Source organism: Helicobacter apodemus (assembly GCF_003097575.1).
GTDB classification, from domain to species: Bacteria; Campylobacterota; Campylobacteria; order Campylobacterales; family Helicobacteraceae; genus Helicobacter_D; species Helicobacter_D apodemus.
Window position 1 is genome coordinate 674,518 of the sequence record NZ_CP021886.1, and the last position, 21,635, is coordinate 696,152.

Below are 21,635 nucleotides of genomic sequence, written 5' to 3' on the forward strand. Positions count from 1 at the left end.
CTCCTCCCCACGAGCTCAAAAATTATAAGATACACATAGTATATCATATAAACACTATTATCAAAATATAAACACTTTATTGTTATAATCTATTTAGAATATTTGTAACTTTTTCCAATCAGAAGGCTACCTATGCAAAAAAAACTTCTACAACAACTCAATCCCTCCCAACAAAAAGCGGTTAAAACCATAGAAGGGGCATTGCTTATTCTAGCCGGAGCAGGAAGTGGAAAAACAAAAACCATTACAACAAGGCTTGCGTATTTAATTGATGAAATTGGAATTCCACCTAGTGATACCCTTACGCTAACTTTCACCAATAAAGCCGCTTTTGAAATGCAAAAAAGGGCTTTAGATATGATAGAAAATACTACCCCTCACCCTCCACTGCTTTGCACCTTTCATAAATTTGGGCTATTATTCTTAAAGTTTCATATTCACCACTTAGAGCGTAAAAATAATTTCACGCTAACTGATAGAGAAGATACCAAAAAAATCCTCAAAACATTCAATAATAACCTATTCCCTATGCCTTTATTACTTAGTGAAATATCCCACTATAAAAACTCCAAAATTAGCCCACAAGAAGCGATAGAAAATGCTTATAGCCCGACTTATAAACAAATCGCAAAAATCTATTTAGACTACCAAGATTTTCTTTTACAGAATAATAGAGTTGATTTTGATGATTTACTACTTTTGCCACTTGAAATTCTCCAAAAATTTCCAGAAATTGCTAAAGAAATTAGCCATAAATACCAATATATTATGGTTGATGAATACCAAGATACAAATGAACTTCAATATTTACTTTTAAAACATCTGTGCTTTACACACCAAAATATTTGTGTTGTTGGGGATGATGACCAAAGTATTTATAGCTGGCGTGGTGCGAATATCCAAAATATTTTAAACTTCACACAGCATTTTAGCAATGCCCAAATGATTAAACTAGAAGAAAATTATCGCTCTAGCAAAAAAATCTTAGAAGCTGCTAATAACCTTATTTCTAAAAATAAAGAACGTTTAGGAAAAACTCTTAGAAGCACATTAGAGGAAGGAAAGGCTGTTGAGATTCTACACAGTAGTGATGAGTTAGAGGAGGTAAAAAATCTCTGTAAAATCATTAAAAAGCTTTTAGCTAATGGAGTAGAAGCACAAAACATTGCCATACTCTTTAGACTTAATGCACTCTCTCGCTCTTTAGAAGAGGGATTTAATCGTGAAAAAATCCCTTATACCTTAGTTGGTACTATCCGCTTTTATGAACGCAGTGAAATCAAAGATATTTTAAGTTATTTTCAAGTTCTTACCAATATCCACGATGATTTCTCTTTAATGAGAATTATTAATAAACCCAAAAGAGGTATTGGCAAAACCACCATAGATAAACTAAAATCTCTTGCAGAAGCGAAAAGTTGCAGCATTTATCAGCTATACAAAGAGGATGTAACCCTAGAAACACTCTTAGGGAACAAAACCTTAACAAACCTAAAAGAGTTTTTTAATACTTTAGAATCCTTGCAAAAATGCCTTAAAGATTCCCCTCAAGATTTTCTTGATATTTTTGAGTCTAAAATAGGGTTTTGTGAATCCTTTAATAAAAGCAATGAAGAAGTTGAAAGAGTGAGTAATATCCAAGAATTTTATGGAATTTATAGAGAATATCACAAACATAATCCCCTTATGGAATTAGAAGATTTTTTAAATGAGTTAGCTTTAAGAAGCGACCAAGAAGATGTAGAAATGCGGCAACAATCTAAAGGAATCAAAGGCATAAATTGTATGAGCGTGCATTCTAGTAAAGGCTTAGAATTTGACTATGTTTTTATCATCGGGCTTGAAGAGGGATTCTTCCCTATGATTAAAGAATATAGTAATTTAGAAGAAGAGCGAAGATTAGGCTATGTTGCTTTCACAAGGGCAAAAAAAGAGCTTTATTTAAGCTATGTAGATTCAAGATTTTACAAAGGCAATCGTGCCAATATTTCACCCTCTAGATTTTTAGAAGAATGTGGAGTTATTTACCCCAAAGATTCTAAATATTCCTTAAAATCTCTAGAAAATGATAGTAACTTTAAAAAAGGGGATTGTATCTTCCATAAAATTTTTGGTGCAGGGAGAATCTTGGAAGTTACCAAAAGCGGCAAAGAAACAAAATTAAGAATAAACTTTGGGGGTTCTATACGCAATATTTTAAGTAGCTATGTCAAGAAAGTATAACACCTAAACCCTCTGCAATTAATCTCATCTTATGATGATCATAGTATTTTGGTATAATTTGCTATCTTAAGGAGGGATAATTATGGAACTAACACCCCAAGAAAAAGAAAAACTAGAAGAACTTTGTGCGATGTCTTTTGATATGGCAAGAAACAATGACTACCAATCTCTAAAAACACTTTTACAAAATGGATTAAACCCTAACCTTACAAACCACAAAGGTGATTCTTTATTAATGCTTGCAAGCTATCATAATAGTATAGAATGTGTTAAATTACTTCTACAATACAAAGCAGAAGTTGATAAAACAAATGATAAAAATTTAACACCACTCTCTGGAGTGTGCTTTAAAGGATATGTAGAAGTTGCAAAATTATTGCTTGAAAATGGAGCAAACCCAGATTTAAAAAACCCTATGGGAATGACTCCTTATGATTTTGCTATTTTATTTCGCAGAAAAGAGATTATCAAACTTCTCAAACAATACTCTAATAAAAAAATCAGTCTCTTTAAGAAGCTATGGATAAGCTTCTAGGACACCTCATACAATTATTTTCTGCACTACAATAATCCTAAACAATGAGTTTATAAAATTTTGCGGGGGGTTTTAAGGTTTTAAAAGATAAGGTGGTAGATTTAAGCTTTACTTGTAGAATCTCATTGAGATTCTACAAGTTTATAGACCTAAAAGCTCTTTTACCCTTTTGCCATAAGCGGGATCAGCTTTGGTAAAATGTTCAATTTGTCGCTTACAAATCTCTGCTGGAACACCCTCCATTGCCTCTTTAATGTTTTGACATAATGCTTCTTTTTGCTCACTACTCATTAAACGATACAAATCTCCTGCTTGGCTAAAATGATCTTCTTCATATTCACGATGATTATATCTACACATTACATCACCTTCTTGTATATGTAATGGTGGCTCGATAGCATTGGTATCTTCTTTATAATCATCATAATAACTTGGATTATAATTTCTCTCTCCACCATATTTACCCATTTGCATATATCCATCCCTATGGGTATTAGCCACTGGTACAATAGAAGCATTAACAGGAAGTTGAGAGTGATTGATGCCTAAACGATACCTTTGTGTATCTCCATAGCTAAAAAGTCGTCCTTGCAACATTTTATCAGGACTATATCCAATTCCTGGAACAACATTAGCTGGATTAAACGCTGCTTGCTCCACTTCTGCAAAATAATTTTCTGGATTTTTATTTAACTCTAAAATCCCTACTTCAATAAGCGGATAATCTTTATGCGACCAAACTTTCGTTAAATCAAAAGGATTAACTTTGTAATTTGCAGCATCTTTTTCTGGCATAATCTGCACACAGAATCTCCATTTAGGAAAATTCCCTTTTTCTATATTTTCAAATAAATCTTTTTGGTGAGATTCCCTATCTTTAGCAATAATCTCTTCTGCTTCTTTATTAGTAAGATTATGGATTCCTTGCATACTCTTAAAGTGAAATTTCACCCAGAATCGCTCATTTTTTGCATTAATGAAGCTATAAGTATGGCTACCAAACCCGTGCATCTCTCTATAACTTCGTGGTATTCCTCTATCACTCATAAGTATTGTTACTTGATGCAAAGATTCAGGGTGTAAGCTCCAAAAATCCCAAGCAGCTGTAGCACTCCTTAAATTGGTTTTTGGATCTCTTTTTTGCGTATGTATAAAATCAGGAAACTTCACTGCATCTTTAATAAAAAATACAGGGGTATTATTTCCTACAAGATCCCAATTTCCCTCATTAGTATAAAACTTCAAAGCAAATCCTCTCACATCGCGTTCTGCATCTGCTGCACCTCTCTCACCTGCTACGGTGGAAAATCGTAATAATACTTTTGTTTTCTTTCCCACAGAGCTAAAAATATCTGCTTTTGAATATTGTGTAATATCATTAGTAATAATTAATTCACCATAAGCAGCACTTCCCTTAGCATGAACTACACGTTCTGGGATTCTCTCTCTGTCAAAATGTGCTAATTTTTCTAAAAGCCAAGTATCTTGTAAGAGTGTAGGTCCTCTTTTACCCGCTGTAATAGAATTTTGATTATCTCCTAATGGTGTTCCCGTTGCTGTTGTTAATTTTTTACTCATTGAATATCTCCTTAATTATTATTTATAATTTATATAGAAAAATTACTCCATAAATATATCATATTTTTATTAAAAGAAAATTATTATCAATAAATATTTTGAAATTTAGTTACAAAATTCTTTTTATTAAAGATGCCAAAATTAAAACTTCATTTATTACATTTTTGCTAAAATTATTCTTGTAGGTGTAGTGAGTGGTTGCTTTTTAAAGAGGAAAGTCCGAGCTACTTTGGGATAGGATTCCATTTAACTAATGGCTAGAGCAATCTAAGGGAAAGTGCAACAGAAAACAAACCGCTAAATAGCAAGGGTGAAAAGGTAGGGTAAGAGCCTACCGAAAATGTAGTAATACATTTTGCTTTGCAAACCCAATCCGTAGCAAAAAGGGCAAGGTTAATATCCCAAATTTTAGCCCTTTGCTAGATTTTTAATGCAAATTAAAAACAAGATAAATAACCACATAAACAGAACTCGGCTTATAGCTACACCTAAATTTTATAAAGGTTTTTATGATGAAAAAAAAATCTCTCCAAGGCTCAAATATCCAACTCTCTCATGGAAGCGGTGGTATTCAATCCCAAATTCTTATTACAGAGCTTTTTTATAAACACCTAAAAGGTTCTATAGTAGGAATGGGGGAAGATGCGGGTATAGGTGAGATAAAAAACAAAATGGCAATTAGCACCGATGGCTATACCATCTCTCCTTTGTTTTTTCCCGGGGGTGATATAGGCAAACTTGCAGTTTGTGGGAGCTGTAATGATATAGCAATGACGGGTGCTAAAGCAAAATATCTCACCGCTAGTTTTATGATAGAAGAAGGATTCTTAATAAAAGATTTAGAAAAAATTTTAGAATCTTTCAGCAAGTACCTAAAAGAAAGTGGAGCAAAACTTATATCAGGAGACACTAAAGTTCTACCCAAAGGAGCATTAGATAAAATTTTTATTACCACTACAGCTTTTGGGGAAGTCCTTTACCCTAACTTAAGTGCTTTTAAGATTCCAGAAGATACTGCCATACTCTTAAGCGGAGATATTGGCGACCACGGGGCAATTATCTATTCTACGCGTGAGGGGATAGATTTGCAAAGTAACTTACAAAGTGATTGTGCCTTACTTTATCCTATGTTACAACCCCTTTTTGAAAATGATATAAAAATCTATGCTTTAAGGGATGCAACAAGAGGTGGTATTGCGGGTGTCTTAAACGAATGGGCAAATGCGTCTAATATTGGAATCACTATAGAAGAAAACAAACTCCCAATCAAAGATGAAGTCAAAGGAATTTGTGAACTTTTAGGATTTGAACCTTACAATTTAGCCAATGAGGGTATGTGTGTTTTAAGTGTTGCTAAAGAAGATTCTCAAAAAACTTTAGAAATTTTACATAAAACACAAAATGGCAAAAACGCACAAATGATAGGCTATACCCATAATCATCACCCAAAATCCGTAATTTTACAAACAGATTATGGCTCAAAACGTTTCTTAGAATATCCTAGCGGAGAATTGCTCCCTAGGATTTGCTAATGCTAAAGAGTTTGCCATATAATCTTTTTAAGATTCCGCACATACTCTAGCACTAGCCCAAGCAGAAGCTAAATTATAGCCTCCTCTATCCCCTACAACATCAAGCATTTCACCATAATATAAAACCCACGAATAGTTTTACTTTCTAAAGTATCAATATTTACAGAACTGGCACTTATTCCCCCTCCACTAACCTCTGCATTTTCAAAGCCTTGCAACTTAGGATTCTTAAGCTCCCAATTTTTTAGGTGAAAAATAAGCTTTTTAATACTTTTTCTATCACATTGCTTTATGTTTAAAACCCCAATAAAAACTTTAACAAATTTGGGAGGTAAAAAACCATTTAATATTTACAATGACGATCTTTGCGGAAAATTCTTATGGAGTTTTAACACCATTTGTTCTAAAAATATCTCGTCAGAATTAGGCAAAAAATCTATAACTAAAACACTATCCTGTGGATTCTTCTACTTGAGAGGAAATATCTAAAATACCAAAACCTGAAACCCCATAAGCAGTGAAAAGCAAATCATCAGAAACCTCTTTTTGGAAACTCTTTTAAAATTCAAAAAGAAAAAGAAGGGGCTTATAGACTATACACTTTTAAAACCTAAAAGGAGTTTTAGATTATGAAAAAAGATTTTCTATCCCACAATACCCTTATTGCGCAATTACTAAATACCCCTTATCAAAAGCCCTTAAGCCACAAAGATATTGCAATGATTATGGGGGATTTAATAGTTAGCCAAAGCACACTCTCAAGAAAGGCTCATATTGAAAAGAAAGAAGTGATTATTTCTACAAAAAATACAAAATACCAAGAAATTCTTAGGAGTGTATTTCACGCTTCTATTATCTCACAAATCCTAGAGACCTTCCTTTATGGCATTAATGTTTTTGAGATTAATTGGGAAAGGAGAGATGGACTTCTTGTTCCAAGCCTTGTAGGCAGAGATTTTCAAGAATTTAAATTTAACAATGAGGGCAAGTTAGTCTTTTTAGGGAATGGGGGAGAGGAGGAAATTCCACCTTTTAAAGTAGTATATGGAATTTATAACCAAAGCTTCCGTGTCCCCTATGGAGAATCTACATTGCGGCATTTATATTTTAGCGTAAATATTAAAAATGCAGGATTAGAATTTTGGATAAGGTTTTTAGAAAAATTTGGAGAGCCTTGGGCTATTGCAAAAACCGATGATGACCCCCAAAGTTTAGCTTATGAAGTCTCTAATATGCTAAATGGCTCAACGGCTGTTATTGACAAAGAAGAGGAGATAGAATTAATCCAGCCTAGTGCAAAAAGTGATTTTAAAGACTTAATACAATATTGTGATTCCCAAATCACTCGATTTATCTTAGGAGGGAACTTAACAGGTGAAGTCAAGGAAGGAAGTCTTGCAGCAGCACAAGCTCATAATGAGATTAGAAGTGAGATTGCCCTAAGTGATGAGCGAATATTATGCTATGTTTGCAATCGTGTGATTGGCTTCTTTAAAGAACTTAATGGTATAAAAGAGGAAATTACCTTTTCTCTTTTTAATGAGGATGAACCAAAACTAGAACTTGCCAATAGGGATAAGACTATCTATGAAATGGGATTCCAACCCACTCAAGAGTATATAGAAAAGACCTACAATATAAAGACCACAGCTTTAAGTATAAAAGAGCAAGAATTAAGTGCAGAGACTCCTACAAAAAAAGGAGAGAAAGATTTTAAACCTTTTAAAAATGCTTTAAATACTCCTTTAATCCCTTTTAAATTGCCCTTAAATAAAAACTTAAGTTTAGATGAAATTGATAGCTTTACAGAAAATCTAAAGCTTAAAGACTTAGATTTACAATCCCTATTGGAAAATGCTAAGAGCTTTGAGGAAGTAATGGATAGCTTAGAGAAGTCTTTGCAGGGTGAGGACTTAGAAATAGCAGAAGCACTCTTGAGCGAGGCTATAATGAATGCACAAATCTATGGGGCAATCAATGGTTGATTTTAGCTTTAATCTCCCACCAGAGGAAAACATAAAAGCCTTAAAAGCAAAGAAGCCTAAACTTAGCTTTAAGTATGATGAAGTAATGCACGAAGCACACTTAAAGGCTTTTACCATCGCTAAAGTAACCAAACTAGATCTATTAAGTGATATTCAAGATTCTTTGCTTAAAGCTCAAAGTGAGGGCAAAAGCTTTGAAGTTTGGAAAAAAGAGATTAAACCTACACTTGCTAAAAAGGGTTGGCTAGGCAAGGTAGAAGTAATTAATGATAAAACAGGAGAGAGTAAAACGATTAATGTTAATAATACAAGATTAAAGAAAATCTATAACACCAATATGCGAACAGCCAATGCACAAGGTAGAGCTAAAGCACAATACGCACTAGAAGGTGAGATTTATCTAAGGTATATTGCACTCCAAGATGGATTGACTAGACCAAGTCATTTAAAAATGCAAGGCATTACCTTACATAGAGACGACCCCTTTTGGAAAACAAATTATCCACCTAATGGTTGGAATTGCAGATGTGTAGTAAGGGCTTATAGTAAAGCAGAGTGTGAAAGTCAAGGCTTTAGTATTTCACAAACTCCTCCTCTTCCTATTGCAAGTGTAGATTGGAGTTACGATAAGAGAGGATTAGAGAAAGATAATAGCCTAAATACCATTTTAGATTCTAAACTTAAAAAGTTTGCTAAGGATAATAATAAGAGTGTGTTTGTGGAATCCTTACAGGCTACAAAAGAGGATATTTCACAAGTTAGAAAAAACTATGCAGCCATTAAAACACTGAAACAAAAAGCATTAAAGGGCAAGGCAGATAAAGAGTTTATTCCTATTGCTAAAACCACACAAACACTGCAAAATCTACTCCATACAAAAGCAAAAGAAATTTATTTAAGCGGTTGGACTTTAAAAACCCATACACATCATACCAATGTAGCAGAGTTTGATTATTCTTTATTACCCTTTTTAATCAGAGATACCAATGTGTATAAAGTAAAAGAAAGTAAAGAAAACCATATTGTTTATTTTAGTAAGTTTGGGAGTTACTATAAGGCTGTGTTTAAAGTAACGCAAAATAAAGAAGAAGTGTTTTTAGTGAGTTTAAGTAAGGGAAATAAAAAAATATGAGGTTGCCAACCTCAAACCTAACAGCTAGAAGCCGATTTCTAACCATAACCCTTTCAGAGATGGCTAATCCCTTAACACGCTCTCGTGCAGACGGCTATTTTGGATTAAGTGCAACAATTCTACCACAAAAGGATTAAAAAATGCAAGAAAGCCTATTTGAAACTATTCCAAACTATTACAAGCCACCACTCCCTTTTATGGGGAATAAAATGCGAATGTTAAAGACCATAAAAGCGTGTTTGGAAACGCTTACAATTTCAAAGGATACGATTTTTTTAGATGTCTTTGGTGGAAGTGGATTAGTCGCACATAATCTAAAAATGTGGTATCCAAACAATCGTGTCCTTTGGAATGATTTTGATAATTTCCAAGAAAGGCTTAGATTATACCCCATTACGCAAGAGATTTTAGAGAGAATAATAGCCCTAAAGATTCAATCAAAAGAAAAATTAACTCCACAAGAATCAAAAAATGTAAAAGAAATTTTAGAATCCTATCCCCAAAAAGATTTAGATTGTATTACCATTTCCGCTTGGTTGCTCTTTGGTGGAAATTATGCAATGACAAAAGAGGCTTTGTTGCGAAGCACTTTTTATAATAGAATTACCAAATCTTTATCTAAAAGTGTAGGATATTTGCAGGGTGTAGAGAGAGTCATATGGATTTTAATTTTACCATAAAAGAATTTAATAAGCAGCTAAACATACATCGGTATTTATAAAATAAATTTACAAAGTAAATTAATACCATAAAATGATAAAACTTGATTGTTTGTTGGAGGGAGTGAGATTTAACAAACCCATTTAGGGTTGTTATTTAAAATTTAAAACCAACATTCATTGAAAGATTAAGGTTATATTGATCTTCTATAAATTCATTAACAACTTTAAAACTAGTGAAAAATGAATTATCAAAGAAGAAATCTACGCCAGCACCTAGACTAACAAGTGTTGTTGGTAATTGATAGTGTTGCTCTAGTGGAAATTCAGAAAAATCTCTAAAATTAGATTTTAATCGAAGATTTTTACCACTTAATCTATGCTCATAAATTGCAAAGGTTGAAAATTGATTTGTAAAAGCACTATGTTTGACTAAATATGCAGCATTTAAACCAGCAGCAAGAGAGGTGCTATCGTGATTAATAGAATCATAAGACTTTGAAAAAGGTGCTTGATTTTCTTTGAATGATTCTTGGAAAAGATGAGAATAATTAAAATAAGCTAAAGGAGTTAATCTAAAAGAATTTACATCAAAATCCTTAGATAAACCAAGTTGTGCTGAACCTAAAAAACTATAATAAGAGCTTTCAATATTGCTATCTCTTAGGAAAGTTGTCCTCTGCATATAGTTTTTAAAAACACCCAAAGAAGCACTGCTAATGACATTGAAATGTTCTAATTTGAGATTATGATTATAGGATGCACTTCCCCCATCTGTTTTGAGGTTTGAATAATTAAAGTTAAGCTTAGAGTTAAAGACACTAAAATTGAAAATACCATAACCATTTTCTGTGGTTTTTGAGCCTACATTCAAGCCTATATTTTTAAGATTCCCGTTATAATCTTTGCCAAAGACTTTCTTATAACGTGGGCTTATATAAAACATAGAAGTTTTTTGCTCTTGCTCATCAAGAAGAGGATAAAAATCATAAGCACCAAGAGAGGCAAGTAAAACAGGATCATTTTTAGTGTTTTGAGCCAAATAATCTTGTGTGAAGCTTTGATTGAGTGCAAGGATAAAATTATTGTGAATATTTTGATAATATTGCGTATAAACTTCTGTCATATTTTTTAAGCCATCTAAGCTTTCTATGCTAGATAAACCTTTGCTTTGTGCACTTGAATTGACATAATCTAAGACCAGTAAAATGATTCTTATAAATATCACTTAAATCATCTCTTCCTCTAATGTTTCTTAAAGCACTTGCCGTAGTATCATTTTCAATCTCCGCATAGGCTTGAGGTTTTATTATAGGGATTATTCTAACAACACGGCTTGTATTGAGATAATGATTAATAGTTTTGTCGCTAGTTATAATTCTCAATTTGCCTTTTTGTGAGCTTTTGTAAGCTTCCATTTGCTTTAAAATACTAGCTAACATCTCTTTATTAGCCACGTGAAGCTCAAATGCGACATTACGCCCTTTAGGATTATTCATTATCATAATAGGCTCTATATGCCCATCTTTTCGGCGTTTATTAATGCTGACATTATCAGAAGCTAAAATAGCAAATTCCATACTATTATTTTGTAAAACTTTCACATAATCAAAATTATTAATATGTTGCGCTAAATTACCCAAATCAAGTTTTATAGAATGTCCATTAGTATAGAAAGCAGGTATAGGAATATATTCTAAATATCCTCCATTAATATTATAATTGTTTGCAATAAGTTTTGAGTTTTTAGTGTTTCCAAATTCAAGTTGTAGATGAGCGTCTTTATTTTGCGTATAAGAGCCTAAAACATTTAAGTCTTGTAGGTCTCCATTTCCAGCACGAACTGTGCCTGCATTGTAAACATCTTTATTAATTGTCCCATTTCCAGCAAAGATTGCACCTTGTGAAACTAAGACATCTGAATCTAAAACACCACCGCTTCTATCCTGTCTTTTAAGGAGACTCAACTTACCGTCTTGTATAATAGTATTTCCCCGATAGCTATTATTCCCTGTAAGGACTAAATGCCCAGATCCTTGTTTGATAAGCCCTACATCCAAGTCTTTTATTTGTTCTCTTGGTGAATTTAAGGCATTTATCAAATGCAGATTATCATCCCATTTCTTCTGTCCTATATCATTTTCAAAACGTCCATCATAGTTTCCTGTATTGACAGTATAATAGGCTTCTTTTTTGCCACCAAATTCGTGAATATCTCCCAAATTAAGCCTGTTGGCATCCAAAAGAGAGGGTCCTTTTATAGCTTTACCTATATCTAAAACCCCTTGCCCATAAATAGTTTCTTTAGATACTTGAAAAACCCTACCATATTGCGCATTGCTCTCAACAAGATTATTGACAATATTTGTTGCTTCAGCTGTTGTATAGCCCTCTGCTATTAAATCTCGCTTGATGGTTTCGTCATCTGTTGGTGGGGTATTATCAATATAAGCGATTGAAAACTTCCTGTAGTTTTCGTAACTCCTTTTAACTACCAGCTTAGGGGCTTGATAATCTTTATTAGCAGTGCTTAATAAAACATCCGCAATTTGCTTACCATTTAAGAAAGGGTATTTTTGTGCTACGAGTGCAGCTGCACCACTCACCATAGGAGCTGCAACTGAAGTTCCACTTGCTTTGACATAGCCTGAATTGTGTCCTCTGACAGCATAAGCAAAATTAATATTTGCCCCAAAAGCCATTAGGGAATAATTTTCACTTTTTAAAAATACATTGCCATTGGTTTGAGTCCCTTTGGCAGTTATTCTTATTTTATTTCCTTGCTTAAAAACAAGATCGGGGTTTAAAGAACCAACATTAATAATGGAGCGTAAATTTTCATCATAAGTTGGAACGGCAGCAATTATTTGTGGGCTGATTAATGTTTCATTTCCAGAAGCAAATACAAGCAATGTTTGATTATTACGACTTAAATTATATAAACGCGTTGCGGCACCAACTGTGTTAGCCGCATTTAAAGCCTGTTGCGGAGTTCTTTGTTGGCGTTCAACCCAGCTGTTGCGAGGGAAACCCCAACTAGCATTAATGATTTTTACTCGATTTTTTGCAAAAAAGTCTCCAACAGGACGAGCATAACCACCAGTGGCTTGATAAGAATAAAGCATAGAATCATAAGCCACACCATAGGGCTTAAAGTTGTCAATCTTATTTCCAGCAATAAGAGAGGCTACAGCAGTTCCATGCCATGGATCAGAGTTATTAGATAGTAGTTCTCCACCTACCTTACCTCTTAAACTAATGTGGTTTTTATTTAAGGGGCTATCTGCAATGCCGACATTCACTCCTTTGCCTGTAATACCTTGTCTATAAGCTTCATGGGCGTTAATTAAATTCCAAGTTTTAGAGTTTCTTGCATCATCTGCAAAAACTGTTACCAATGAGAAAGTTGATAGAATTAATAAGAATCGCATTTTATTCCTTATATTAAATTTTGAGGGGGCTAATTGTAGAGGCTTTTTACTTAAGGGTTGCATAAAGTATTCTTTTATCAATTTTTTTGTATTTTATATTTACTTTTGGGAATAAAGAGTAATCATCGCTTCAATAATACAGTAACCCTAACCTTTAATCTTTTTGATTTTTAAGTTTCTAGTTTTTTATCTAATTCTACTATAAAGAGATTTTTGAAGAAAAGGTTAATGGATAAAACAAAATATCTGAATTGATAGATAAAAACTGCTGTTTGTAGAGAAAATAGTAGAATAAGCAATAGCTATAAGCTTAATTTGCCATGCTGAGATTTGGGCAGCCAATATGATAAAAAAATTTAAGCAAACACTCAATATTGCATCACAAAATAAGAATCCATAAAGTTTTTGCAAAAAGCACAAATAAAAGATTAAGGAAAGTTTATTAAACGCATTGTTGGCAGACTCCCTTTGTATTTAGAGAGCTTATCCCTTAAAGAAGCCCAAAAGGTGATTGTTGGGCTTAAAAAATGGGAAAAGAATAAAGGGTTAAAGTCTTGAATAAGGAGCTTATATTAATAGGCTTTTAAAGGCTCTTTAGATAGTATTTTAAAAAGGATAAAAATGGCAAAAAATAGTGATAATCTCATTAAAAAAACTTGTAAAGAGCTAGGGCTAACACAAAAGGAGCTTGCCGAACAAATGGGCATAGCAGAAAACACAATTAGCCAATGGAGTAGAGGCGTTGCACCTACTCCTGCGTGGGCTGTGAAAATGTTTGAACTTTTAAAAATTGAACGACAATATAATACAATAAAAGATTTTTTTATTAACTCCACAAAATAACTTCATAAATTATTTTTTTCATAAAAAATCACTTAAAATATTATTTTATACTTGACAAAATCATATAACATTTGATATAATTGCAACATAAATCGTTTAAGAAGCGATTAAAATTTTAAGAAAGGGACAAAAATGGAAAATATTAAAGTAAATCCATATAGAAAGAGAAATGGAGATGTGATGTTATACATTAATGATTATGAAAGAAGGGTTAGCTTTGGAATTAGCGATATAGTCTATACAAGCAAAATGACTAAGGGTCAAAAGAATCTTTGGTGCAGATTTATAGATAAACTAGATAATGTTGAGCCTGTGATAAGAAATTTTGTAGAAAAAGAAGAGCATAAGGAAGAAAAATCTGCATTAGATTTTGGAATCACTCTTTATATTACCGATACTGCAAATGTTGCAGGACATAATGTTGAAATGGATGGAGTATATCCCCCTCAAGCAAGAAAACTCTTACTTCTTTAAGCAAGAGATGAATTGCCTACCACTATTTTGACGGTAGAGAAAAATTAACAAACATACAAATAAGCTCAAATACTTTGAATTTAACTATTGACACAATAAGTTATTTGAAATATACTAAGCCTATGAAAGCAATATATGATACAAATCAACATTTAGTATTTTTGTTGCAATATCATCTAATCTTTGTAGTAAAATATCGTAGAAAAGTCATAGATAATGGGATTTGTGCAAGGCTTAGAGAAATTTTTGAATACATAGCAAAATCCCCACGATATGCTTCACAAATCATAGAATTTACACGATATAGACCATTTGCATATTCTTTTTAAATCTGAGTCTAAAAGCGATTTGGTTGCTTTCATTAATGCCTACAAATCCGCAAGCAGTAGGCTTATCAAAAAAGAATTTCCACAAATTAGGCAATACTTATGGAAAGAATATTTTTGGAGCAGAAGCTATTTTTTAGCAACAACAGGTGGTGTTACTTTAGAAGTTTTAAAAAAATATATAGAAAATCAAGGTATAGAAGACAATCGCCCCAAAAACAATATATGACAAAAAAAGAAAAGAACAGGAAAGATTAAATGCAAATCACTAAAGGATTCAAATATAGAATCTATCCTACAAAAGAACAAGCACAAGCACTAGATCATCAATGCTTCATTTACAATCAAGCCTAAATATTTACCTAAATTTCCAGCAAGAAATGTGGAATCATAACAAAGACTTAAATAAAAAAGACAGAATCTACCTTAAAGCTTCAGAAATAGATTCTAAAGTAAAACTAGCATTAAAGCAAAGAAGCTTAAGCTATAAAAGCGTAGTTACCCAACAAGCAAGGATTAATGCAAATAGAGCCTATAAGCATTAAAAGACAAGCATAAAGGCTTTCCTGAGTTTAAAAACTCTAAATTTGCCAAACAAAGCTTTAATTGGAACAATCAAGGCTATCAGATTAAAGATTCCATAAATCCAAAGTTTAAAATATTTAGATTAATGAATATTCCTTTAAAAATGCGTTATCACAGAGAATTGCCACAAGAATACAAACTCAATCAAATCACTATTACAAAAAGCCACGATAATATTATCTAGCACTTAGTATTACTTATAACAAAGCCATTAAAGAATGTGTAAAAGATAATCTAAAAGCAGAATCTTGCGTAGGCATTGATTTAAATATTAATAATATTGCATTAAGCAATGGCACATTAATTAAGATACTTTCAAAAAACATTAATGCCAAAAAATATGACAATGTTTTTAAGAGACTGCAAAGAAAGCAAAGATTTCAAAAAACTTCATCAAAACACAAAGGAGATTAAATAGAATCTATGAAAGGAGTAGTGATATTAAAAAAGATAGTTATCATAAGATAACGCATAGGTTAATACAAGAATTTGACTTGATAGTAGTTGAGAATCTGCAAAACAAAAATATAACTAAAAGAGCCAAGCTTAAAAATGTAAAAGCAAAAAGTGGCTTAAATAAGTCTATTTTAAATACCTCATTCTATCAATTCACACGAATGCTTGAATATAAGCTTAAGCACAATGGCAAATTCTTTATAAAAATAAATTCACAATACACAAGCAAAACTTGCAGTGTTTGCGGATACATTAAAGAAAAACTTACGCTTAAAGACAGGGTATATCTTTGTGAAAATTGTGGTAATACTTTGCATAGAGACATTAATGCTGCAAATAATATTTTAAAGCGTGGATTAAAGTCGTTTGGGTTAGGAATTAGCCTATTGGACTATAAACAAAAAGTCTTGCGAGTTAGCTAACAAAAGTTAGCTTTAGTTAGGAAGCTTCCACTTCTTAAGTGGAGGTGATTCACATTCCTTGCTAATCGTTTTAATCTCCTCTTGCGTAAGAGAATTTGCTCTCCTATCATGAGCAATGCATAGAAATTCTCCCTTTTGGCTAAAGATAAAAGCTTCACTAGAATCATTGATATTTACTCTAACAAGGACCTTGCTTCCTACTTCAATGCATTTTGTAGGCACATATTCAAAGGGGTGCATTTCAATGTGTTTTTTACCCATAATTCTTGCCTTGCCTTCCTCTGCATAGAGTAAGAATTGCGTATAAGGCACATTAACTCTTTTAAAGTTTGCCTCACTCCATAAATCCATTGGGCTTTTACCTCTTGCCTTACTCCACCTTCTTGATACTCTATCAATATTCCAAAACTCCACCGCTTCATCAAGTAAAATTTGTGCGGCTTCAAAGGTTATGATATGTTTTTGTTGGGTTTTTAGTGGATTGCCTAATGCGTCCTTACTTTTTCTCTCTTTCTTAGGAGTTTGAAACTCAATCGCTACTCTCTCGCTTGTATTTCTACCGATATAGCTAGTAATAGCGGTAATGTAGCTACTTTGTATTGTGCGGAATCTCCTCTCAACTACTGCCTTAGCTTTACCCTTATAGGCTGCACTTCGCACAAAGACAATATTAAGCCCATCTAGCAGCCCTTGAACCTTATTGCTTAGATAGTCTTTCCCATTATCAAACTGAATTGCTTGAGGCTTACCCATACTTTCAAAGGCTTTCCACATTAGCCTTATAACTGCATTAGAATCGCTTCTCTCACTAAGATAAGCCACATTTCTACCGCTATATACATCTATTACAGAGAGAATACTTGGGCGTATTTGCTTTCCATCATTATCTAGCACAATGGCATCTAGCGGAGAGCTGTCTATTTGCCATAATTGATTAGGCAAGGTATATAAATCCCTTTGCATTCCATAGGCAGGTTCTTTATAAGAGTCTGTTTTATCTGTGCCATAAGTGATAAGCGTGTATTCTAAGGAGTTTGCTTTGAGATAAGAATCCAAAAAGCGATTAAGAGTATTTGGTGAAAATAAAGGAGGAATCTCACATTTAAGGAATTTCTCATAAGAATAACCTTCAACATACAAGTGTGCAATGATATGTAGCTCTCTCCATAGTTGCATCTTATTAAGGTATCCACTCCCCATTACTCTCCACATTTTTATGGCTTCCTCTTGCACCCAAACAGGGAGTGAAGTTGTGCCTATCTTTGCAACGCCTCTTTTATCACTTAAGCCACTTAAGCCTTGTGTTTTATATTTTCTAGCCCAATCAAAAAGCTTTCCTTGTGTGAGCTTTAAGGTAGAATTCTCTCTATTTTTAAGCACAAGGAAGTCTGCTACTCTAATTCCTGAAGCTTTTGCACTCTCATAGTCCATTAAGATTTTTTCTCTGTGCTTTGCTTGGGCTTTTTCTTTTGCACTTAAAGCAATCCACTCACGCTCTTTGTTTTCTTTAATTTCTACCCCACCATTAGAGCAATCATCCCTATGAATAGAGGAATCGCTACGGCTAGCAGTATTACAATCACACTTGCTAATGTGATTAGTCCTTCTGTGGTGTAAAATTTCTGTCTTATTTTGTTTAATTTCTGCTTCATCCTGTTTAAGGGTTTTATAGGTTTCATCTTTATCTCCTTTACAATCCAATGTTATAGAATCCTTAGATTCCATAACATTAGATTGTGCGACTTCGTCATTGTTGGATTCCACCACTTCTTCATTGCTAGGGCTTTGCTTAAAGCTTTTCATACTCTCATTTACCCTTGCGGTTTCCACTATCTCACCCATTTCCTCTAGCACATACTTTATAGGATAGCCTTTCTCTATGGCTTCCACTTGCTTTGTGGATAAGGGGATGTTCCAGATTTGGAGGATTTTACCTGCGTTGCCGCCGATACCATTTGTGTAAGTAAAGTTTATTATAATAGGCCTAATAGAACAAATTTTTTTGCCACTCTGATTGGCTCTAAAACAAGCTTTTTCTAGGCTCTTTTTATTAACATTAAAGGATTCTGCAAACTCTTTACTACTTATCCATTGCCCCATTTTACACCACTTCTTTAAAAATTTTAGTTGGATAACCTTGTTTTTCTATCTTTTCAGAGTTCTTTTGTGCCTCTTCCAAGCTATCGCAAAAGATAACATCATCTTCCCCAAATTCATTTAAATAAACCACGACAAAACCAGCTATTCTTTTTTCATTTTCCATTACGCAACCTTAAATCCCTCTTTTTCTAGCATCTCCTTAAGTTCTTTGGCTCTACCCCATTTACCTTTTGTAATGCCTTTGGATAAATCACATAACACGCTATAATCAGAATCACTAAGACCTTTAGCTTTAGCCCAAGTGCGTAGCTTAAACCCCTTTTTAACCATTTGCTTGGTGAGACAAGTAGATTTTTTGCGCATTTTCTTATCTTTCATGGCTATACCTTTACTTTTATGTTATAATACACTTAACCACCCCACGAGGGAGTGGAAAAGATGTAAAAAGACTTAAGCTTTGATCTCTATTTTTATAGAGATTCTAAGCCTTAGCCACTTCACAACCTTTTTGAATCTAAAATGTAGCATTTTAAATCCTTTTAAAAGATTGCAAACCCACCCAAACTTGTTTGCAATACTCTTGAAATGCTGAAAAACTAAAATTTCTAAAATATATTGGATAACTTACATATTAAAGCTACTACTTTGATAACAAGAAGTGTGTGTATAAGTATTATGAATATTACAACATCCATTACCTGTTGCTAAAAGCTTCTTACCTAAATTCTTATTTTTCTCAAAAAGATAAATAGGCAATCCTAATTCTAAAAGTAAAATGGCACAAAAAAACCACTTGCACCACCAACAACAATAATAATCTTAGGAATTATTGAAAACTCCCATAAGACATTATTTTTTTATAACGATTTTGTAAATAATCCTTATCATCTCGTATCTCTTGCAAAGAAGTCAAAAAATACTCTTTAATCTTCTTAGCCGCCATCTCCTTATCCCTATGTGCGCCAATTTTTGGTTCTTCTATAATCGCATCAATCAAGCCTGCTTCTTTAAGGCTTTCTGGAGTAATTTTCATAGATTGTGTCGCACTCTCAATTTTACTAGGATCATTCCACAAAATTGCCGCACAACCCTCAGGCGAAATAACACTAAAGACAGAATATTCCATCATAGCAAGTCTATCTGCAACAGCAATTGCTAACGCTCCACCGCTTCCACCTTCTCCAATAACAATAGAAATTGTTGGTATCTTTAAAACACTAAAATCTTGTAAATTTTTCGCTATAGCTTCACTCTGTCCCCTCTCTTCAGCACCAACACCAGGATAAGCACCTGGAGTATCAATCAACATTAATAGAGGAATATTAAATTTTTCTGCTATTTTTGCAACTCGCAAAGCTTTACGATAACCCTCTGGATTTGGCATACCAAAATTTCTTTGGATTTTATTTTTCGTCCCTCTCCCCTTCTCTTCCCCAATTACCATAACCTTTTGATTATCAATTTTCCCAAGATAACAAACAATAGCATTATCATCACTAAAATGCCTATCGCCGTGAATTTCCATCGAATCTTTTAAAAGCAAATTAATATAATCCATTGTGTAAGGACGATCAGGATGCCGTGCTAGTTGTAACTTCTGGTAATCAGAGAGATTAGAATACACCTTATGTATTTCTTTATCTAAATCCTTTTGTAAAATCTCAATTGCGTGAATATCATTTTTAAGCTGTGCAGTTGTGATACTCTCTTGAAGTGTTTTAATCTTTGTTTCAAATTCCAAATAAGTTGGCAAACTTACACCTTCTTAAAAATAACAACCCCATTAGTTCCACCAAAACCAAAGGAATTGCTCATAATAGTATTAATATTAGCTTCCCTAGCTATATTAGGTATATAATCCAAATCACATTCTGGATCTTTTTGTAATTGATTAATTGTTGGTGGCAAAATACCCTTTTGCATAGCCATAATGGAAATAACGGCTTCTATACCACCTGCTGCCCCTAAGCAATGCCCTATTTGACCTTTTGTAGAACTTACAGGAGGAACATCACCATTGAAAGCTTTCTTAAGTGCTAAAGTCTCGTATAAGTCATTATATTTTGTGCTAGTTCCATGAGCATTAATATAATCTATCTTAGCATTTGCCATTTTTAGAGCATTACGCATAGCTCGGTAAGCACCCTCTCCCTCTGGAGCTGGAGCTGTGATATGATTAGCATCACCACTCTCACCAAAACCAATTAATTCTGCATAAATCTTAGCTCCTCTTGCCCTTGCCATCTCATATTCTTCTAAAACTAAGGCAGCCGCACCCTCTCCCATAACAAAACCACTTCTTTTAGCATCAAATGGACAAGAAGCAAATTGCGGTTCATCATTCCTATCACAAAGTGCTTTCATAGCAGCAAACCCACCAATGCCAACACCACAAATAGCAGATTCCGCTGCAACTACCAACATTCTATCGGCTTGATTTAGCATAATTGTTTTTGCCGCTTCAATAATGCCGTGTGTCCCGGCTGCACAAGCCGTAACACTTGCCAAGTTTGGACCTTTAAGTGAAAAATCAATAGAAATAAATCCACCCAACATATTTACTAATGCAGAAGGGATAAAAAAGGGGGAAATTCTTTTAGGTCCTTTATCAAAATTAATCACAGAATTTTTTTCAATATTTCCTAAACCACCAATACCCGAAGCAGAAGATATGCCAAAACGTTCTCTATCAATACTACTAGCTAAACCCCCTTGTGAATCAAAAAATTCACTATCTTCCATAGCTTCTTTAGCAGCCTTAATCCCAAGCTGAATAAACCTATCAGCCTTTTTTACTTCTTTAGTATCCATTACACTAACGGGATCAAAATTAGTAATTTCTGCAGCAATTTTCACAGGAAATTCAGAAATATCAAAAGAGGAGATTGTTTTAATTCCACATTTTCCCTCAACAATAGCTTCAAAAGAATCCTCTCTATTTAACCCTAAAGCATTAATCATTCCGATACCTGTAACTACAACGCGTCTCATACTTCTCCCTTAAAAACTTTAATAAAATACTTTTTATAGTATGCCAAAAGACATACTATTTAAATATAATTTAAGATTTTATCTTTTCAATATAAGCTACCACATCGCCTACTGTTGCAATATTCTCCGCATCTTCATCAGGAATTTCAATCTCAAATTTCTCTTCTAATGCCATTACCAATTCAACAACATCTAAAGAATCAGCTCCTAAATCATCAACAAATTTAGATTCTGATTTAACCTCACCTTCATTTACATTTAATTGTTCCACTACCACAGCTTTTACATCATCAAATATTGCCATATAGCATTCTCCTTAATTTTTTCAATATTTAAAATAAAGAATGTATTGTAGCTAAGTTT

General features: G+C 33.4%; 22 protein-coding genes, 1 other RNA gene and 1 pseudogene. 14 read left to right on the top strand and 10 right to left on the bottom strand.

The features are described 5' to 3' along the window. Positions 1 to 132 precede the first annotated feature (132 nt). Both CDV25_RS03285 and CDV25_RS03290 read left to right on the top strand, forming a co-directional pair. Positions 133 to 2,223, top strand: coding sequence for an ATP-dependent helicase (locus CDV25_RS03285; RefSeq protein WP_108910753.1), 2,091 nt, complete (start codon positions 133 to 135; stop codon positions 2,221 to 2,223). Positions 2,224 to 2,302: 79 nt separating this feature from the next. Continuing rightward, on the top strand, positions 2,303 to 2,758 hold the full coding sequence (locus CDV25_RS03290) for an ankyrin repeat domain-containing protein (protein ID WP_162550504.1): 456 nt from the start codon (positions 2,303 to 2,305) through the stop codon (positions 2,756 to 2,758). 141 nt (positions 2,759 to 2,899) lie between these two features. Here the strand turns inward: CDV25_RS03290 and CDV25_RS03295 are convergent, their stop codons facing one another. Beyond that, complete coding sequence (locus CDV25_RS03295) at positions 2,900 to 4,336, bottom strand: catalase (protein WP_108910755.1); 1,437 nt, start codon at positions 4,334 to 4,336, stop codon at positions 2,900 to 2,902. Positions 4,337 to 4,518: 182 nt separating this feature from the next. On the opposite strand from CDV25_RS03295, the gene rnpB reads away from it, so the two are divergent. After that, an RNA gene (gene rnpB, locus CDV25_RS03300) (RNase P RNA component class A) lies at positions 4,519 to 4,831 on the top strand. Between the two features lie 14 nt (positions 4,832 to 4,845). After that, positions 4,846 to 5,868 carry a hydrogenase expression/formation protein HypE gene (gene hypE, locus CDV25_RS03305; protein WP_108910756.1) on the top strand — a complete coding sequence of 341 codons (1,023 nt, stop codon included), beginning with the start codon at positions 4,846 to 4,848 and terminating at the stop codon, positions 5,866 to 5,868. Positions 5,869 to 5,960: 92 nt separating this feature from the next. Here the strand turns inward: hypE and CDV25_RS10885 are convergent, their stop codons facing one another. After that, positions 5,961 to 6,086 carry a hypothetical protein gene (locus tag CDV25_RS10885; protein ID WP_432805887.1) on the bottom strand — a complete coding sequence of 42 codons (126 nt, stop codon included), beginning with the start codon at positions 6,084 to 6,086 and terminating at the stop codon, positions 5,961 to 5,963. A gap of 411 nt (positions 6,087 to 6,497) precedes the next feature. Here CDV25_RS10885 and CDV25_RS03320 point away from each other — a divergent pair, with 411 nt between their 5' ends. Genes CDV25_RS03320 through CDV25_RS03330 form a run of 4 tightly spaced genes read left to right on the top strand, consistent with a single transcriptional unit; the run spans position 6,498 to position 9,665 of the window. Next, complete coding sequence (locus CDV25_RS03320) at positions 6,498 to 7,853, top strand: phage portal protein family protein (RefSeq protein WP_108910759.1); 1,356 nt, start codon at positions 6,498 to 6,500, stop codon at positions 7,851 to 7,853. Continuing rightward, positions 7,846 to 8,985 (top strand): phage head morphogenesis protein, encoded by a 1,140-nt coding sequence (locus CDV25_RS03325; RefSeq protein ID WP_162550409.1) that lies wholly within the window; start codon positions 7,846 to 7,848, stop codon positions 8,983 to 8,985. Before CDV25_RS03320 ends, CDV25_RS03325 begins: the two co-directional genes overlap by 8 nt. Next, a complete protein-coding gene (locus CDV25_RS10105; RefSeq protein WP_162550410.1) occupies positions 8,982 to 9,122 on the top strand; it encodes a hypothetical protein in 141 nt (46 codons plus the stop codon). The genes CDV25_RS03325 and CDV25_RS10105 overlap by 4 nt, the downstream gene beginning before the upstream one ends. Before the next feature lie 3 nt (positions 9,123 to 9,125). Next, complete coding sequence (locus CDV25_RS03330) at positions 9,126 to 9,665, top strand: DNA adenine methylase (RefSeq protein ID WP_108910761.1); 540 nt, start codon at positions 9,126 to 9,128, stop codon at positions 9,663 to 9,665. A 136-nt stretch (positions 9,666 to 9,801) separates the two neighbouring features. On the opposite strand, the gene CDV25_RS03335 is transcribed toward CDV25_RS03330, so the two are convergent. After that, a complete protein-coding gene (locus CDV25_RS03335) occupies positions 9,802 to 10,872 on the bottom strand; it encodes an autotransporter outer membrane beta-barrel domain-containing protein (RefSeq protein WP_108910762.1) in 1,071 nt (356 codons plus the stop codon). Continuing rightward, positions 10,799 to 13,075 (bottom strand): S8 family serine peptidase, encoded by a 2,277-nt coding sequence (locus CDV25_RS03340; RefSeq protein ID WP_162550414.1) that lies wholly within the window; start codon positions 13,073 to 13,075, stop codon positions 10,799 to 10,801. The genes CDV25_RS03335 and CDV25_RS03340 overlap by 74 nt, the downstream gene beginning before the upstream one ends. Positions 13,076 to 13,696: 621 nt before the next feature. Here CDV25_RS03340 and CDV25_RS03345 point away from each other — a divergent pair. The 6 genes and pseudogenes from CDV25_RS03345 to CDV25_RS03375 all read left to right on the top strand — a co-directional run bounded on the left by CDV25_RS03345 (position 13,697) and on the right by CDV25_RS03375 (position 16,181). Then, on the top strand, positions 13,697 to 13,918 hold the full coding sequence (locus CDV25_RS03345; RefSeq protein WP_108910764.1) for a helix-turn-helix domain-containing protein: 222 nt from the start codon (positions 13,697 to 13,699) through the stop codon (positions 13,916 to 13,918). Positions 13,919 to 14,050: 132 nt separating this feature from the next. Next, positions 14,051 to 14,392 (top strand): hypothetical protein, encoded by a 342-nt coding sequence (locus CDV25_RS03350; protein WP_108910765.1) that lies wholly within the window; start codon positions 14,051 to 14,053, stop codon positions 14,390 to 14,392. Positions 14,393 to 14,514: 122 nt separating this feature from the next. After that, a pseudogene (gene tnpA, locus CDV25_RS03355) lies at positions 14,515 to 14,947 on the top strand (IS200/IS605 family transposase). A gap of 29 nt (positions 14,948 to 14,976) precedes the next feature. Next, positions 14,977 to 15,072, top strand: a complete 96-nt coding sequence (locus CDV25_RS10490) for a helix-turn-helix domain-containing protein (protein ID WP_108910766.1) — start codon at positions 14,977 to 14,979, stop codon at positions 15,070 to 15,072. Beyond that, positions 15,048 to 15,263: a hypothetical protein gene (locus CDV25_RS10495; protein WP_108910767.1), complete on the top strand. Its 216-nt coding sequence runs from the start codon at positions 15,048 to 15,050 to the stop codon at positions 15,261 to 15,263. The genes CDV25_RS10490 and CDV25_RS10495 overlap by 25 nt, the downstream gene beginning before the upstream one ends. Positions 15,264 to 15,722: 459 nt before the next feature. After that, the gene (locus CDV25_RS03375; protein WP_239056433.1) at positions 15,723 to 16,181 is read left to right on the top strand and encodes an RNA-guided endonuclease InsQ/TnpB family protein; all 459 of its coding nucleotides are present in this window, start codon (positions 15,723 to 15,725) and stop codon (positions 16,179 to 16,181) included. Positions 16,182 to 16,193: 12 nt separating this feature from the next. Here CDV25_RS03375 and CDV25_RS03380 read toward each other — a convergent pair whose 3' ends face one another. The 6 genes from CDV25_RS03380 to acpP all read right to left on the bottom strand — a co-directional run bounded on the left by CDV25_RS03380 (position 16,194) and on the right by acpP (position 21,576). After that, positions 16,194 to 18,281 carry an integrase catalytic domain-containing protein gene (locus CDV25_RS03380; RefSeq protein WP_108910769.1) on the bottom strand — a complete coding sequence of 696 codons (2,088 nt, stop codon included), beginning with the start codon at positions 18,279 to 18,281 and terminating at the stop codon, positions 16,194 to 16,196. A gap of 1 nt (position 18,282) precedes the next feature. Continuing rightward, a complete protein-coding gene (locus CDV25_RS10115) occupies positions 18,283 to 18,444 on the bottom strand; it encodes a hypothetical protein (protein ID WP_162550416.1) in 162 nt (53 codons plus the stop codon). Continuing rightward, positions 18,444 to 18,659 (bottom strand): hypothetical protein, encoded by a 216-nt coding sequence (locus CDV25_RS03385; RefSeq protein ID WP_238700743.1) that lies wholly within the window; start codon positions 18,657 to 18,659, stop codon positions 18,444 to 18,446. Before CDV25_RS03385 ends, CDV25_RS10115 begins: the two co-directional genes overlap by 1 nt. A gap of 448 nt (positions 18,660 to 19,107) precedes the next feature. After that, positions 19,108 to 20,034 (bottom strand): acetyl-CoA carboxylase carboxyl transferase subunit alpha, encoded by a 927-nt coding sequence (accA, locus tag CDV25_RS03395; protein ID WP_034553618.1) that lies wholly within the window; start codon positions 20,032 to 20,034, stop codon positions 19,108 to 19,110. A 2-nt stretch (positions 20,035 to 20,036) separates the two neighbouring features. Then, complete coding sequence (locus CDV25_RS03400; protein ID WP_108910771.1) at positions 20,037 to 21,272, bottom strand: beta-ketoacyl-ACP synthase II; 1,236 nt, start codon at positions 21,270 to 21,272, stop codon at positions 20,037 to 20,039. Positions 21,273 to 21,342: 70 nt separating this feature from the next. Then, positions 21,343 to 21,576, bottom strand: a complete 234-nt coding sequence (gene acpP, locus CDV25_RS03405) for an acyl carrier protein (protein WP_034554778.1) — start codon at positions 21,574 to 21,576, stop codon at positions 21,343 to 21,345. Between the last annotated feature and the right edge of the window lie 59 nt (positions 21,577 to 21,635).

What these genes read in the sequence shown, in the direction of transcription:
- CDV25_RS03295 (WP_108910755.1), bottom strand. Translation starts at nt 4,336, where the DNA reads ATGAGTAAAAAATTAACAACAGCAACGGGAACACCATTAGGAGATAAT.
- CDV25_RS03320 (WP_108910759.1), top strand. Translation starts at nt 6,498, where the DNA reads ATGAAAAAAGATTTTCTATCCCACAATACCCTTATTGCGCAATTACTA.
- CDV25_RS03325 (WP_162550409.1), top strand. Translation starts at nt 7,846, where the DNA reads ATGGTTGATTTTAGCTTTAATCTCCCACCAGAGGAAAACATAAAAGCC.
- CDV25_RS03330 (WP_108910761.1), top strand. Translation starts at nt 9,126, where the DNA reads ATGCAAGAAAGCCTATTTGAAACTATTCCAAACTATTACAAGCCACCA.
- CDV25_RS10115 (WP_162550416.1), bottom strand. Translation starts at nt 18,444, where the DNA reads ATGGAAAATGAAAAAAGAATAGCTGGTTTTGTCGTGGTTTATTTAAAT.
- CDV25_RS10105 (WP_162550410.1), top strand. Translation starts at nt 8,982, where the DNA reads ATGAGGTTGCCAACCTCAAACCTAACAGCTAGAAGCCGATTTCTAACC.
- CDV25_RS10490 (WP_108910766.1), top strand. Translation starts at nt 14,977, where the DNA reads ATGCAAATCACTAAAGGATTCAAATATAGAATCTATCCTACAAAAGAA.
- CDV25_RS03380 (WP_108910769.1), bottom strand. Translation starts at nt 18,281, where the DNA reads ATGGGGCAATGGATAAGTAGTAAAGAGTTTGCAGAATCCTTTAATGTT.
- CDV25_RS03400 (WP_108910771.1), bottom strand. Translation starts at nt 21,272, where the DNA reads ATGAGACGCGTTGTAGTTACAGGTATCGGAATGATTAATGCTTTAGGG.
- CDV25_RS10495 (WP_108910767.1), top strand. Translation starts at nt 15,048, where the DNA reads ATGCTTCATTTACAATCAAGCCTAAATATTTACCTAAATTTCCAGCAA.
- CDV25_RS03350 (WP_108910765.1), top strand. Translation starts at nt 14,051, where the DNA reads ATGGAAAATATTAAAGTAAATCCATATAGAAAGAGAAATGGAGATGTG.
- CDV25_RS03285 (WP_108910753.1), top strand. Translation starts at nt 133, where the DNA reads ATGCAAAAAAAACTTCTACAACAACTCAATCCCTCCCAACAAAAAGCG.
- CDV25_RS03340 (WP_162550414.1), bottom strand. Translation starts at nt 13,075, where the DNA reads ATGCGATTCTTATTAATTCTATCAACTTTCTCATTGGTAACAGTTTTT.
- hypE (WP_108910756.1), top strand. Translation starts at nt 4,846, where the DNA reads ATGATGAAAAAAAAATCTCTCCAAGGCTCAAATATCCAACTCTCTCAT.
- acpP (WP_034554778.1), bottom strand. Translation starts at nt 21,576, where the DNA reads ATGGCAATATTTGATGATGTAAAAGCTGTGGTAGTGGAACAATTAAAT.
- CDV25_RS03345 (WP_108910764.1), top strand. Translation starts at nt 13,697, where the DNA reads ATGGCAAAAAATAGTGATAATCTCATTAAAAAAACTTGTAAAGAGCTA.
- CDV25_RS03385 (WP_238700743.1), bottom strand. Translation starts at nt 18,659, where the DNA reads ATGAAAGATAAGAAAATGCGCAAAAAATCTACTTGTCTCACCAAGCAA.